Below are 12,822 nucleotides of genomic sequence, written 5' to 3'. Positions count from 1 at the left end.
GCACGGCCCGCATCATTCCCGCACCCGCCCCGGGCGCCTCCGCGCCCGCCTCGGCGGCCGGCGCGGAACGGACTCCTAGACTGGGGCGCATGAGCGAGCAGAGCACGTCCCCGCCCCGGCCCGCCCCCACCCTGTCGGAGGTGCTCGAGACCGTCGAGCAGCTGTGGCCGATGCACCTGCAGGAGCCCTGGGACGCCAGCGGGCTCGTCACCGGCCGCCCCGACCAGCCCGTGCGCCGGATCCTGTTCGCCGTGGACCCCGTGGCCGGGGTCGTCGCCGAGGCCGTGTCCACCGGCGCCGACCTGCTGGTCACCCACCACCCCCTGCTCCTGCGCGGCGTGACGTCCGTGGCCGCCGACGGCTTCAAGGGCGCCGTGGTGCACGAGCTCATCGAACACCGGTGCGCCCTGCTCGCCTGCCACACCAACGCGGACTCCGCCCCGGACGGCGTCTCGGACGCCGTGGCACGGGCCGCCGGCCTCACGACGACGACGCCCCTCGCGCCGCACCCCGCCGACCCGGCCGTGGGCATCGGGCGCGTCGGGGACCTGGCGCGGCCCGTGCGCCTGCGGGAGCTGGCCCGGCGCCTCGCCGACGCCGTGCCGCCCACCGCCCACGGGGTCCGGGTGGCCGGGAACCCCGACGCCCTCGTCCGGCGTGTGGCCGTGTGCGGGGGAGCCGGGGACTCGCTCTTCGACGCGGTGCGGTCCTCCGGGGCCGACGTCTACGTGACCGCGGACCTGCGCCACCACCCGGCGTCCGAGGCGCGCGAGGCCGCGCTGGGCCCCGGCGCCGGCGGCACCCCGTACCTCGTGGACCTCTCCCACTTCGCGAGCGAGTGGCTGTGGCTGCCCGTGGGCGCCGCCGCGCTGCGGGAGGCGCTCGCGGCGCGCGGCCACGACGTCCAGGTCGACGTTTCCGAGCGGTGCTCCGACCCGTGGGACTTCCGCCTCGACCACCCCGGCCACGACGGGTCCGACCCCGTCCGCTCCGGCCACGACCGTTCCGCCCCCGACCCCGCCGCACCGACCGCAGGAGGACCCGCATGAGCACCGCCACGCCCGAGCAGCAACGAGCCCTGCTGGAGCTCGAGCGGGTGGACGCCCGGCTGCGCCGGATCGCCGCCCGGATCGCCGAGCTGCAGACCGACCCCGAGGTCGCCGCCGCGCTGCAGCTCCGGGCCCGGGCGATCGCCACCGCCAAGGAGCTCGGGGCCGCCGAGCAGGACGTCCGGGACCGGCTGGCCGCCGCCGAGCAGAAGGTCGCCCGCGTCCAGGCCTCGATCGAGAAGGACCGCCGGCGCCTCGAGCAGGGCGGCTCCGCCAAGGACCTCATGGGCCTGCAGCACGAGATCGACACCCGCACCCGGCAGCTGGCCGAGGCGGAGGAGGCGGAGCTGGAGGTCATGCAGGAGCTCGAGGACGCCGTGGCGCACCGCGCCCGCATCACGCCGCGGCTCAAGGAGGCCGACACGGAGGCCCGGCGCCGGGTCGAGGCCCGGGACGCGGAGGGCCGCGCCCTGACGGCCGAGCGGGACGAGCTGGCCGGCACGCGCCCCGCCGCCGCGGAGGGCGTGGGGCACCCCGGGCTGCTGGCACGGTACGAGAAGATCCGGACCGGGCGCGGCACCGACCGGCCGGCGGCCGCGGAGCTGCGGGGCACCGCGTGCGGGTCCTGCGGCACGGCGCTCAGCCCCACGGACGCCGCGACGTTCCGGGCGGCGGCCCCGGACGAGGTGCTCACGTGCCCCGAGTGCGGGGTGCTGCTCGTCCGCTCCTGAGGTTTCACGGTGCCGCTCGAGCCCGGAGCGCGCGGTGCGGGGGCGGGGGACAGGCCGGCCTGTAAGCCGGGTTCTGTGCGCACGGCCGGTCGCCCGTGCCGTGCCGGTGACCATCCATCTAGGCCCACCGTTGCCGGTGGGCTCGAGCGGCCTACCCGGGTGCTCGGGCGAGCAGCCCTCGGACGCACCCTGTCTGGCCTTGCTCCGGATGGGGTTTACCGAGCCGCGCCGGTCACCCGGCGCGCTGGTGGTCTCTTACACCACCTTTTCACCCTGACCCGCCGCCCGGACGGACCGGGCACGGGCGGTCTGTTCTCTGTGGCACTTTCCTGCGGGTCTCCCCGAGTGGGCGTTGCCCACCATCCTGCTCTGCGGAGCCCGGACTTTCCTCGCGCCGCGACAGCCGGAGCTGCGCGGCCCGCGGTCACCCGGCCGACCTGTCCGAGGCCCATCCTACCCGCCGGTCCGAGGCGCCCGGACCGGCCCGCGGGGTCACTAGACTGCTGCGAGTGCTGATCCTCCTCCCGCCCTCCGAGACCAAGACCGCCCCCGGCGCCGGCGCCCCCGTGGACCCCGCTTTCCTGTCCTTCCCCCAGCTCACGGCCGCGCGGGAGCAGGTGCTCGCCGAGCTGGCCGCGACGAGCGCCCGCGAGGACGCGCTCGAGGTGCTGGGCGTGGGGGAGCGGCTGCGCGGCGAGGTCGAGCGCAACACCCGGCTGGGCGCCGAGCCGGCCGCACCGGCCCTGAGCGTCTACACCGGGGTGCTCTACGACGCCCTCGACCCGGCCGGGATGACCGGGACGCAGCGGGCCGCCGCGGCGGCCTCCCTCGTCGTCGTCTCGGCGCTGTGGGGCGCGGTGCGCCCCGACGACCGGATCCCGGCCTACCGCCTGTCCATGGGTGCCGAGCTGCCGGGGCTCGGCAGGCTCGCGGCGCACTGGAAGCACCACCTGCCCGCGGTGCTGGAGCCGGCGGCCGGGGACGGGCTCGTCGTGGACTGCCGGTCGGCCGCCTACGCGGCGGCGTGGCGCGGTCCCCGGGCCCGGACGGTGGGGGTGAAAGCGGTGCGGGAGCGGAACGGGAGGCGCCAGGTCGTCTCGCACATGGCCAAGCACACCCGCGGCCTGCTGGCCCGGCACCTCGTCGAGCGCGCCGCCGCCGGCGAACGCCTGGAGACGCCGCTGGACCTGCTCTCGGCGGCGCAGGAGCGCTGGCGGGCCGAGCTGACGGAGCCCACGGCCCGGTCGGCGGGCGAGCTCGTCGTCGTGCTGACGGAGGCCTGAGCGGGCGCGCCGGGGCCGGTGCGCGGACGGATCAGTGGCCGAACGGGTCCTCGTCGACGCCAGGGGTCCAGGTGTGGCCGCCGCGGCCCCAGCCCTCGGCCTTGACCGCCTTCCGGGCCTTGCGGGACCACTTGTCGTTGAGCCGGTCCACGTAGAGCTTGCCGTCCAGGTGGTCGTACTCGTGCTGCATGACGCGGGCGAACCACCCGGTGGCCTCGAAGTCGACCGGACGGCCCTCCACGTCGAAGCCGGCGACCCGGACCCAGTCCGCCCGCTTCAGCGGCCAGCTGTAGCCGGGCACGGACAGGCAGCCCTCGGACTCCTCGTCCGGGTCCGGCGCCTCCTGGGATATCTTCCCCGGCGTCAGCACGGGGTTGACGAGGACGCCGCGCGGCGCCACGTCGTCGTCGTTCTGGAACGTGTAGGTGAAGATCCGCAGCCCCACGCCGATCTGCGGGGCGGCGAGCCCCACGCCGTGGGCGGCGTCCATGGTCTCGTACATGTCCGCCACGAGGGCGCGCAGCTCCTCGTCGAACTGCGCCACCTTGGCGGCGGGGCGGTGGAGGACGGGATCGCCGGTGATCACCACGGGACGGACGGCCATGACGCACTTCCTTCGACTTGCCGGGGCCTGCGCCCCTTCGAACCGGTTCGGGAACGACGAAAGGCCGCCCCGAGTCAACGGGACGGCCTTTCACAGTGGGTGAGCGACGGGGGTTGAACCCGCGACCTCCTGGACCACAACCAGGCGCTCTGCCGAACTGAGCTACGCCCACCATGAACGCCCGCCGGAAGACCTGCTTCCGCTGGGCAACGCATACGAGTGTACCGCATTCCCGGAGGGCTCCGGACCACGCCGGGACCCCCGCCCGTCCGGGCCGGGGTCCCGGCGCCGGACGGGGGACTCAGGCGCCCGTGCGGGACGCGGCGATCTCCGCGGCGATGCCCTTCGCGGTCACCGAGTCCGGCCCCGGCTCGGCGGCGAACACGGCGCGGCGGTAGTACCGCAGCTCGTCGATCGAGTCCCGGATGTCGCCCAGGGCCCGGTGGTTGCCGGTCTTCGGCGGGGCCTGGAAGTAGGCGCGCGGGAACCACCGGCGGGAGAGCTCCTTGATGGTGGAGACGTCGATCACGCGGTAGTGCAGGTGCGCCACGAGCTCCGGCATGTCGCGCACCAGGAACGTGCGGTCCGTGCCCACCGAGTTCCCGCCCAGCGGGGCCTTGCCGGGCTCGGGCACCCACTCCTTGATGTAGGCGAGGACCTGCTCCTGCGCCTGCTCCATCGTCAGACCGGAGGGGAGCTCGTCGAGCAGCTTGGAGGAGGTGTGCATGTTCCGCACGAAGTCCCCCATCTGCGCCAGCGCCGCCTCGTCCGGGCGGATCACGACGTCGACGCCCTCCCCGAGGACGTTGAGCTCGTCGTCGGTGACGAGCGCCGCGACCTCGATCAGGGCGTCGTCCTCGATGGACAGCCCCGTCATCTCGCAGTCGATCCACACAATGCGTCCGTTCGAATTAGCCACCCGGACAATCTACCGTGCCGCCCCGACGCCGCCGGTCGCCGCCGGGACCGGTCGGGGACTCCCCGAGGAGCCGGGGATAGGATCGGGGCGACCACGGGTCCGTGCTGCGCCCAGCCGGGGCGCCCGCAGCCACCGGACGGGCGCATCGGGAGAGCAGTGCAGACCACTTCGACGACGCCGGCGCCGGGCGAGGGACCCGACGGCGTCCGGCCGCCGGCGGATCCCGGGAGCTCGTGGTACGACTCCGACTCCCTCCTGCGGACGGTGCTCATGGGCACGCTCGGGTCGCTCATGCTCCTGGTCGGCTCCCTGGGCGTCGGCTGGCTCGCCTCCGTCTCCCCGCTGCGGCAGGCGCCGGTCATCATCGGCATGCGCTTCACGACTACCGGGGTGATCGTCTCCATCCTCCTGCTCGCCGTGGGCGGGATGCTCCTGATCCGTGAGTGGCTGCGCCTGGGGCAGAAGCTCAACACGTGGGGACCCGGCAGCGGCCGGTGGGTGCTCATCGCCATCGCGGCGTGGGCCGCCCCCATGCTCGTGACGATCCCCCTGTTCAGCCGGGACGTGTACTCCTACATCGGCCAGGGCCGGGTGATGGCCAGCGGGCTGAACCCCTACGAGCACGGCGTCTCCACGATCGACAACTTCTTCCAGCTCGGGGCCGACCAGATGTGGTCGGAGTCCCCGCCGCCCTACGGGCCGCTCTTCCTGTGGCTCGAGCAGTTCGTGGTGGCCGTCACCGGCGCGGACCCGGACGCCGGGGTGCTCTGGTTCCGGGGGATGTGCGTGCTCGCCGTGATCGCCTGCATGTGGCTGGTCCCGCGGCTCGCGCGGCTGCACGGCATCAACCCGGCCCGGGCCCTGTGGCTCAGCGTGGCGAACCCCCTGTTCCTCACGAACTTCATCGTCTCCGTGCACAACGACGCCATCATGATCGCCCTCGCCCTCGGCGGCACCTACGCCGCCGCGGTGCACCGCAACTGGAAGGGCGGTCTGCTCGGGACCACGCTCGTCACGCTGTCCGTGGCGATCAAGCCCATCACCCTCGTCCTCCTGCCCTTCATCGGCCTGCTGTGGGCGGGCCGGAACGCGTCGTGGACCCGCCGCTTCGTCATCTGGTTCCTGGTCCTCGTCTACGCGGTCGCCCTGCTCGGGCTGATGGGTCTGCTCAACGGCTTCGGCTTCGGCTGGGTCTCCGCCATGTCCACCCCCGGCTCCGTGTCCATCTGGTACGCCCCGGTGGGTCTCGCCGGCGTGCTCGCCACCACCCTGGCCGCGGCCGTGGGCGCCGACGCGGGCCAGTGGCGGGAGGTGGTCCACACGGCGGGCCAGGCCCTCGCGGTGCCCGTCATCCTCTGGCTGATGTTCGTGGGCCGGGACGAGCGGATCATCCGCCGGCTGACCTGGGCGTTCGCCGCGATCGTGCTGTTCTCCCCGATGATCCAGGCCTGGTACGTGGTGTGGCTCATCCCGCTGTTCGCGGTCACGGGCATCCGCAGCGACTGGCAGGTCGACATCCTGTTCTTCCTCACCGTCTTCTTCATGATCTACGCGGTCTCCGACCAGCTGGACGTCTTCCCGTACCTGGACCTCGACCTCAGCTCCGGCCGGCTGATCGCGGCGGTCGTCGCCCTCTCCTACGGCGTGTACCTGTGGTTCATCGACCCGGCGACCCGGCGGCTCTTCCGCGGCCGCTACCAGCCCCCGGTGCAGAGCGCCGTGATCTGAGGAGCCGGTGTGGCCCCCGCGAGTTGATAAACTCGACCGCGGTGCCCGGGACGCGGTCCCGGGCGGCACGCCCCAGTAGCTCAGTGGATAGAGCAGGAGCCTTCTAATCTCTTGGTCGGGGGTTCGACTCCCTCCTGGGGCACACTCGCGATCCCCGCCATTCCGGCCCTCACGGCTCAGGGTGGCGGGGATCTCGTCGTCTCCGACGCCAGATCCGACGGCAGATCCGACGGCACGTCGTGCTGCGGTGCCCGGCGGGACCTCTCCGGTGGCGAGACGCACGGCCCTTGCGGGCAGGGCCGGCGGACCGGATGAGCGTGCCGGCGCCCGTTCGGTGGACCGGTACCTCCGAGCGGAGCGGAGGCGGGGTAGGCTGTGCGGTGGGCACGCAGATCTCGCCGTCGGTGTGTCCGCGGCTCGCTCGGTCTTACTGGACCGGGCGGGCCATCTTTCGTCGGTGGCGGAGCCGGCAGGTGCTGAGCGGCGTCCCGGCAGGCGCCCGGAGCCGGAGCACTTTCCCGCCACACCCCGGACGACCGGCCCACCTGCGGCCCTCGGCGGGCACGGCCCGGCCGTCCCCCTCCCAGGCAGTCCTGCCGGTGCCTCTCCCCGAGCTACAACCCGCTCTGGATTGTTTGCGGTCGCGAAAGTGTGGACAAGCACCACCCTGTGAATTCGCATACGTTAAGTAGCACATCGAGGGGTGCAGTGATCCGGCCACCTGAGCTCCGCGCCAGGACGGACGAGGAGCCGGAGCAGCACCTCCGCGACGACCCCGGCGGCAGCCCGCCGGGACGGCCGCAGTTCCCGGACGGGGTGCCCGGGGCGGCCGCGGACCACGCGTCCGGATCCGATTCAGGGGGAGGAACCATGAGCGTCACCATCATCAGGCAGTGGACCGGCCGGGGGGCCCGTTACTACCACTACGACACGGTGGAGGAGGCCACGGAGGACACCCGTGACTTCATCGTCCGCAACGTCGGCCCGGACATCGATCCGCAGCAGCTGGAGGCGATCACCCGGGGCGTCGTCGCGCTGCACTGCATGCACCTCGACTTCCGGGAGGACTGCATCGTGGTCGAGCCGGGGCACGCCGCCTAGTCGAACGGAACGCACGGGGGCCGGCGGCGAACCGGGCACGGCGCCGTTGCGCCGTGCCCGGGAGACTGCGGGGGTCGTCGCACGCGAGGCCGACCGCCGCCTCCCGTCCGGGCGCCCGCACTGCACCGGCACCGGCCTGCCGTGGCGAGATCGCGGCCGACGCCCGTGGCTGACGTCCGCGGTCGACGCCCCGCCGCGCGGAGCGACGGCTCCGAGGGGCGGGGCGACGGCTCCGCGCAGCGGGGCGACGCGCGGGGACGGGGTAGGCGCGGCGCCCGCTCCGGCGGTCCGGGCGCCGTGCCGGCCCCGAAAACCGGGCCGCGGTGCATCCACAGGAGCCCCTGGGCCGGTAGTAGGGGTGAGGACACCCGCGCAGGATGTCGTCCGGCAGGCCGTCACCTGTCAGGCCACTGCAACGAACATCGAGGTGAGTCCGATGGCCCGGATCCGACTCTGCCAGTGCGGCGCCCCACCGCTCTACGGCCCGTGGTGCTGGGCATGCTCCCACGAGCAGGAGCGGCACCGGGAGCCCCTCGCCGTCATCGCCTGGAACGCCGTCGACATCGACTGACGGGCGCTCGCGGACCGTGAGCCGGTCTCACGCTGGTCGCCCGGCGGTCGCACTGCACAGCGCGTGGTCCCGGAACCCGAGGAGCGCGGCCGTCCACAACCGGGGCCCGCCCGCCGCGGCGGCACCGGCTCCGGCAGGACGCTGGGTGCACCCCGCCACCGGGGCCAGCACCGGCCGCACCGGCCGCCGTCCAGAGGAGTTCCCGATGACCGAGCAGATCACCGTCCGCGGCTACGTGGCCACGGATCCCGAGTCCCGCAGCCTGCCCGACGGCACCGTGGTGGTGACCTTCCGCCTCGCCTCCACCCCGCGCTGGTTCGACCAGCAGGCCGGTGCGTGGCGGGACGGGCACACCAACTGGTTCTCCGTCCAGGCGTTCCGCTCGCTGGGGCTCAACGCGCTGGCCAGCATCAAGAAGGGCCAGCCCGTGGTGGTGGTCGGCAAGCTCAAGGTCCGGTTCTGGGAGGGCGAGCACGGGCGCAACACGGCCGTGGACGTGGACGCGGTGTCCCTGGGGCACGACCTCGCCCTCGGCACGGCCTGCTTCCAGCGCACCGTGAGCTCCTCGCCGCCCGCCGAGCAGACGGGGGAGCGGCCCGCCGGACAGACCGAGGACGCGGCGGCGACCGGGGCCGCGGACGCCCCGGCGGCCCCGGACGGGGACCCGTCGGAGTCGAGCGGCGACCTCGACGGCGGGGCCCCCGTGCTCCCGGAGGGCGTCGACCCGGAGACCGGTGAGCTCCTCGGGGCCGCTGCCGGGCCGGGACGGCGCCCGCGCCGCCAGCCCGCCACCGCCTGAGCTTCCCGGGCGGAGCCGTCCCGGCGCGGGGACGGAGCGGGGGCTGCGGCGCCCCAGCCCCCGGTCCGTCCCCGCCCGGTGGCCGCCCCTCGGCCTCCGCCGGGCGGGGTAGCCTTGAGGGCATGGCGGAATTCATCTACACAATGTCCAAGGCCCGCAAGACCGTGGGCGACAAAGTCATCCTGGACGACGTCACCATGTCGTTCTACCCCGGCGCGAAGATCGGCGTCGTGGGACCCAACGGGGCCGGCAAGTCCACCATCCTCAAGATCATGGCCGGCCTCGACCAGCCGTCCAACGGCGAGGCCCGGCTCAGCCCCGGCTACACCGTCGGCATCCTGCTCCAGGAGCCGCCGCTGAACGAGGAGAAGACCGTCCTGGGCAACGTCGAGGAGGGCGTGGGCGAGATCAAGGCGAAGGTCGACCGCTTCAACGCGATCTCCGAGGAGATGGCCCAGCCGGACGCGGACTTCGACTCCCTCATGGAGGAGATGGGCAAGCTCCAGGAGGACATCGACGCCGCCAACGCCTGGGACCTCGACTCCCAGCTGGAGCAGGCGATGGACGCCCTGCGCTGCCCGCCGCCGGACGCCGACGTCACGGTCCTCTCCGGTGGTGAGCGCCGCCGCGTGGCCCTGTGCAAGCTGCTGCTGCAGAAGCCGGACCTCCTGCTGCTCGACGAGCCCACCAACCACCTCGACGCCGAGTCCGTGCTGTGGCTGGAGCAGCACCTGAAGGACTACCACGGCGCCGTCATGGCCGTGACCCACGACCGGTACTTCCTCGACCACGTGGCCGAGTGGATCTGCGAGGTCGACCGCGGCCGGCTGTACGGCTACGAGGGCAACTACTCGGCCTACCTCGAGACCAAGCGCGCCCGCATGGAGGTGCAGGGCAAGAAGGACGCCAAGCAGGCCAAGCGGCTGGCCGACGAGCTCGAGTGGGTGCGCTCCAACGCCAAGGGCCGCCAGGCGAAGTCGAAGGCCCGCCTGGCCCGCTACGAGGAGATGGCCGCCGAGGCCGAGAAGACCCGCAAGCTGGACTTCGAGGAGATCCAGATCCCGCCGGGACCCCGCCTGGGCAACCTCGTGATCGAGGCGAAGGACCTGCAGAAGGGCTTCGGGGACCGCTCCCTCATCAAGGGCCTGTCCTTCTCCCTGCCGCGCAACGGCATCGTGGGCGTCATCGGCCCCAACGGCGTCGGCAAGTCGACGCTGTTCAAGACCATCGTCGGCATGGAGGAGCTGGACGGCGGGGAGCTGAAGATCGGCGACTCCGTCAAGATCTCCTACGTGGACCAGAACCGCGCGAACCTCGACGCCAGCAAGTCGCTGTGGGAGGTCGTCTCGGACGGCCTGGACTACATCAACGTCGGCAACGTCGAGATGCCCTCGCGCGCCTACGTCTCCGCGTTCGGCTTCAAGGGCCCCGACCAGCAGAAGAAGGCCGGGGTGCTCTCGGGCGGGGAGCGCAACCGGCTGAACCTGGCCATGACCCTCAAGCAGGGCGGCAACCTGCTGCTCCTGGACGAGCCCACCAACGACCTCGACGTCGAGACCCTCGGCTCCCTGGAGAACGCGCTGCTGGAGTTCCCGGGCTGCGCCGTGGTCGTCTCCCACGACCGGTGGTTCCTCGACCGGGTCGCCACCCACATCCTCGCGTGGGAGGGCACCGAGGACGAGCCGGACCAGTGGTACTGGTTCGAGGGCAACTTCGAGTCGTACGAGGCCAACAAGGTGGAGCGCCTCGGCGCCGACGCCGCGCGGCCGCACCGCGTCACCCACCGCCGCCTCACCCGCGACTGACGCAGGGCCGGGCCCGGAGCCCGTGCCGCCCGAGGGGCCCGCCGGGCGGGAAGGAGCAGCTCCTTCCCGCCCGGCGGGCCCCTCCGGCGTGCTCCGGTGCGGTCAGGAGAACTCCGGGAAGCGCATCATGCCCTCCTGGGCGGTCGTGGCGACGAGCCGGCCGTCCCGGGAGAACATCCGGCCCACCCCGAGGCCGCGGGCCGAGGAGGCGTTGGGGGAGGACTGCACGTAGAGCAGCCACTCGTCCGCGCGGGTCTCCCGGTGCCACCACATCGCGTGGTCGAGGGAGGCGATGTTCATGCCGGGCTCGATCCACGTCCTGCCGTGCAGGCGCAGGATGGGCTCGAGCAGCGTGTAGTCGCTCGCGTAGGCGAGCGCGGCGCGGTGGATGTTCGGGTCGTCCGGCAGCGGCTTGAGGGTCTTGATCCACACCGCGTTGAACGGCTCTCCCCGGGAGTCCGGCTTGAAGTAGATCGGCTCCGTGATGTACCGCATGTCGAAGGGCCGCTCGTGCGCGATCGCCTGCGCCTCGGGGGCGTCGACGTGGCCGAGCAGCTCCACGGCGCTGGGCAGGGACTCCGGCTCGGGCAGGTTCCGGGGGGACTCGTCCTGGTGGTCCAGGCCCCGGGCCGGGACCTGGAAGGACGCGATGGCCGAGAGGATGGCGCGCCCGTCCTGGTAGGCGTGCACGCGGCGGGCGGAGAAGGACCGCCCGTCCCGGATCCGTTCCACGCCGAAGGTGATCGGCTGGGACACGTCCCCGGCGCGCAGGAAGTACGCGTGCATCGAGTGGATGATCCGCTCCGGCTCCACGGTGCGCATGGCGGCGGTCGCGGCCTGCGCCAGGACCTGCCCGCCGTAGACCCGGCCGCGTGCGGGGGAGATGGAGTGGCCCACGTAGATGTCCTCGAGCGTGCGCGCGCCACCCCCGTCCGCGAGGTCGAGCATGTCGAGCAGGGCCTGCGTGGGGTCCGGGATCGGGCTGTAGGTCATGGCCTTCACTCTAGCCAAGCCGCCGGTCGCGCCGGGGCGCGTCCGACGCGCACGGGTGTGATGGGATGGGGGGCATGTCTTCGCTGCTGATCCCCATCCAGATGCGCTTCGGCGACATCGACAGCTACGGCCACGTCAACAACGTCACCATGCTCCAGTACCTCGAGGACGCCCGGGTCCGGCTCATGGCCCGTCCGCTGCCCGAGGACGCCGCCGCCGGGGTGCCGGAGGGCGCGACGTTCCGCACCCTGCTGGGGGACCTGATGACCGTGATCGGCCGGCAGGAGGTCGAGTACACGCAGCAGCTGCTGTACCGCGACGACCCGGTGTCCGTGCGGGTGTGGGTCTCCTCCGTGGGCGGGTCGAGCTTCGTGCTGGACTACGCGGTCCAGGAGGAGGACGGTTCGCGCGTCTACGCCGTGGCCCAGACGGTCGTCGTCGTGATCGACCGCTCCTCCGGACGGCCGGTGCGCCTCGACGACACGCAGCGGGGCCTGCTCGAGCAGTGGCAGGACGCCCCGACCCGCTTCGCCCGCCGGCCCGCGCCGGCGGAGGCCTGAGCCCCGTGGGCCGGTCCCTCCCGCTGACGGACCCGCGGGACGTCGCCGACCTGCGGACGTACCTGTCCCGGGCCCGCGGGGTGGACCCGCAGGGCGCGGTGCGCTTCCAGGCGCGCGGGCGGGCCCTCGGCGTCTACGTGTGCGTGCTCGAGCCCCACGGCCTGCTGGACACCACGCCCACGGTCCTGGGCCTGCGCACCGCCGCGCTGGCCGGGGAGCAGGCCCTGGACGTCACCGTCCCGCTCGGCGGGGTCCTCGACCGGATGCCGCGCCAGGACCAGGACGCCACGGACGTGGGCCTGCCCCCCGTGGACGCGAACGTCTCGTGGGCGGGCATCGCCCCGCCCCTGGGCGGGTGGACCCCGGTGGGCTCCGTCGCCGGGGACGCGCTGCGCGAGGTCGCCCGGGCCGGGATCGCCGAGGTCGCCCGGGCGGTGCCCACGGACGCGGGCGCCGCCGTCGTGGACACCGTGCGCTCGCAGGTCTGGGGCCGGTCGTCCGGGTGGGCGGAGCCGCTCGCGGGGCGGCTGACCGGGGCGCCGCTGCCGGACGGCGCGGCGTTCGCCGCGTACTCGCTCGGCTTCCTGCGCCCGGGCGCGGAGGTCGCCGTCGCGGAGAACGGCCGCTGGGTGCGCCTGAGCACCCCCGGCGGGCACGTCCTGGCCAAGCGCTGAGACTC

The 12,822-nt window shown here is 73.5% G+C and carries 13 protein-coding genes, 2 tRNA genes and 1 other RNA gene; 11 read left to right on the top strand and 5 right to left on the bottom strand.

The features are described 5' to 3' along the window. Window positions 1-89: 89 nt before the first annotated feature. Together E7Z53_RS07445 and E7Z53_RS07440 are read left to right on the top strand one after the other, a co-directional pair. Window positions 90-1,049, top strand: coding sequence for a Nif3-like dinuclear metal center hexameric protein (locus tag E7Z53_RS07445; RefSeq protein WP_176337496.1), 960 nt, complete (start codon window positions 90-92; stop codon window positions 1,047-1,049). Further along, window positions 1,046-1,780, top strand: a complete 735-nt coding sequence (locus tag E7Z53_RS07440) for a zinc ribbon domain-containing protein (RefSeq protein WP_109244279.1) — start codon at window positions 1,046-1,048, stop codon at window positions 1,778-1,780. Before E7Z53_RS07445 ends, E7Z53_RS07440 begins: the two co-directional genes overlap by 4 nt. 46 nt (window positions 1,781-1,826) lie before the next feature. On the opposite strand, the gene rnpB is transcribed toward E7Z53_RS07440, so the two are convergent. Beyond that, window positions 1,827-2,220: RNase P RNA component class A (rnpB, locus tag E7Z53_RS07435), an RNA gene on the bottom strand. 69 nt (window positions 2,221-2,289) lie between these two features. Between rnpB and E7Z53_RS07430 the strand changes: the two genes are divergently transcribed. After that, window positions 2,290-3,063 carry a YaaA family protein gene (locus E7Z53_RS07430; protein WP_176337495.1) on the top strand — a complete coding sequence of 258 codons (774 nt, stop codon included), beginning with the start codon at window positions 2,290-2,292 and terminating at the stop codon, window positions 3,061-3,063. Between the two features lie 31 nt (window positions 3,064-3,094). Here E7Z53_RS07430 and def read toward each other — a convergent pair whose 3' ends face one another. The 3 genes from def to orn all read right to left on the bottom strand — a co-directional run bounded on the left by def (window position 3,095) and on the right by orn (window position 4,586). Then, complete coding sequence (def, locus tag E7Z53_RS07425) at window positions 3,095-3,667, bottom strand: peptide deformylase (RefSeq protein ID WP_176337494.1); 573 nt, start codon at window positions 3,665-3,667, stop codon at window positions 3,095-3,097. 98 nt (window positions 3,668-3,765) lie between these two features. Beyond that, a tRNA-His gene (locus E7Z53_RS07420) sits at window positions 3,766-3,839 on the bottom strand. A gap of 129 nt (window positions 3,840-3,968) precedes the next feature. Further along, window positions 3,969-4,586: an oligoribonuclease gene (gene orn, locus E7Z53_RS07415; protein ID WP_095650531.1), complete on the bottom strand. Its 618-nt coding sequence runs from the start codon at window positions 4,584-4,586 to the stop codon at window positions 3,969-3,971. Window positions 4,587-4,742: 156 nt separating this feature from the next. Here orn and mptB point away from each other — a divergent pair, with 156 nt between their 5' ends. From mptB to ettA, 6 genes are all read left to right on the top strand, one after another. Further along, window positions 4,743-6,314, top strand: coding sequence for a polyprenol phosphomannose-dependent alpha 1,6 mannosyltransferase MptB (gene mptB, locus E7Z53_RS07410; protein ID WP_369597963.1), 1,572 nt, complete (start codon window positions 4,743-4,745; stop codon window positions 6,312-6,314). A 69-nt stretch (window positions 6,315-6,383) separates the two neighbouring features. Further along, window positions 6,384-6,456, top strand: a tRNA-Arg gene (locus tag E7Z53_RS07405). A 728-nt stretch (window positions 6,457-7,184) separates the two neighbouring features. Next, window positions 7,185-7,415, top strand: coding sequence for a hypothetical protein (locus E7Z53_RS07400; RefSeq protein WP_017834571.1), 231 nt, complete (start codon window positions 7,185-7,187; stop codon window positions 7,413-7,415). 436 nt (window positions 7,416-7,851) lie between these two features. Further along, entirely contained in the window at window positions 7,852-7,986 is a 135-nt protein-coding gene (locus tag E7Z53_RS20250; protein ID WP_017834572.1) for a hypothetical protein, read from the top strand. Between the two features lie 205 nt (window positions 7,987-8,191). Continuing rightward, a complete protein-coding gene (locus tag E7Z53_RS07395; protein WP_081615852.1) occupies window positions 8,192-8,785 on the top strand; it encodes a single-stranded DNA-binding protein in 594 nt (197 codons plus the stop codon). 122 nt (window positions 8,786-8,907) lie between these two features. Next, on the top strand, window positions 8,908-10,590 hold the full coding sequence (gene ettA / locus E7Z53_RS07390) for an energy-dependent translational throttle protein EttA (protein WP_031283621.1): 1,683 nt from the start codon (window positions 8,908-8,910) through the stop codon (window positions 10,588-10,590). Between the two features lie 102 nt (window positions 10,591-10,692). On the opposite strand, the gene E7Z53_RS07385 is transcribed toward ettA, so the two are convergent. Continuing rightward, window positions 10,693-11,583, bottom strand: a complete 891-nt coding sequence (locus tag E7Z53_RS07385; RefSeq protein WP_017834575.1) for an acyl-CoA thioesterase — start codon at window positions 11,581-11,583, stop codon at window positions 10,693-10,695. A 74-nt stretch (window positions 11,584-11,657) separates the two neighbouring features. On the opposite strand from E7Z53_RS07385, the gene E7Z53_RS07380 reads away from it, so the two are divergent. Both E7Z53_RS07380 and E7Z53_RS07375 read left to right on the top strand, forming a co-directional pair. Then, window positions 11,658-12,143: an acyl-CoA thioesterase gene (locus E7Z53_RS07380; RefSeq protein ID WP_017834576.1), complete on the top strand. Its 486-nt coding sequence runs from the start codon at window positions 11,658-11,660 to the stop codon at window positions 12,141-12,143. Between the two features lie 5 nt (window positions 12,144-12,148). Next, on the top strand, window positions 12,149-12,817 hold the full coding sequence (locus E7Z53_RS07375; protein WP_176337493.1) for a hypothetical protein: 669 nt from the start codon (window positions 12,149-12,151) through the stop codon (window positions 12,815-12,817). The last annotated feature ends 5 nt before the right edge of the window (window positions 12,818-12,822 follow it).

It is taken from the genome of Kocuria salina (genome assembly GCF_013368965.1).
GTDB lineage: Bacteria > Actinomycetota > Actinomycetes > Actinomycetales > Micrococcaceae > Kocuria > Kocuria rosea.
Note: the sequence above shows the minus strand (reverse complement) of the source record. Positions and strands in the feature narration are given on the sequence as shown.

Excerpts from the sequence above, each read along its gene's own strand:
- E7Z53_RS07445 (WP_176337496.1), top strand. The coding sequence starts at position 90 with ATGAGCGAGCAGAGCACGTCCCCGCCCCGGCCCGCCCCCACCCTGTCG.
- E7Z53_RS07440 (WP_109244279.1), top strand. The coding sequence starts at position 1,046 with ATGAGCACCGCCACGCCCGAGCAGCAACGAGCCCTGCTGGAGCTCGAG.
- def (WP_176337494.1), bottom strand. The coding sequence starts at position 3,667 with ATGGCCGTCCGTCCCGTGGTGATCACCGGCGATCCCGTCCTCCACCGC.
- E7Z53_RS07400 (WP_017834571.1), top strand. The coding sequence starts at position 7,185 with ATGAGCGTCACCATCATCAGGCAGTGGACCGGCCGGGGGGCCCGTTAC.
- E7Z53_RS20250 (WP_017834572.1), top strand. The coding sequence starts at position 7,852 with ATGGCCCGGATCCGACTCTGCCAGTGCGGCGCCCCACCGCTCTACGGC.
- E7Z53_RS07395 (WP_081615852.1), top strand. The coding sequence starts at position 8,192 with ATGACCGAGCAGATCACCGTCCGCGGCTACGTGGCCACGGATCCCGAG.
- ettA (WP_031283621.1), top strand. The coding sequence starts at position 8,908 with ATGGCGGAATTCATCTACACAATGTCCAAGGCCCGCAAGACCGTGGGC.
- E7Z53_RS07385 (WP_017834575.1), bottom strand. The coding sequence starts at position 11,583 with ATGACCTACAGCCCGATCCCGGACCCCACGCAGGCCCTGCTCGACATG.
- E7Z53_RS07380 (WP_017834576.1), top strand. The coding sequence starts at position 11,658 with ATGTCTTCGCTGCTGATCCCCATCCAGATGCGCTTCGGCGACATCGAC.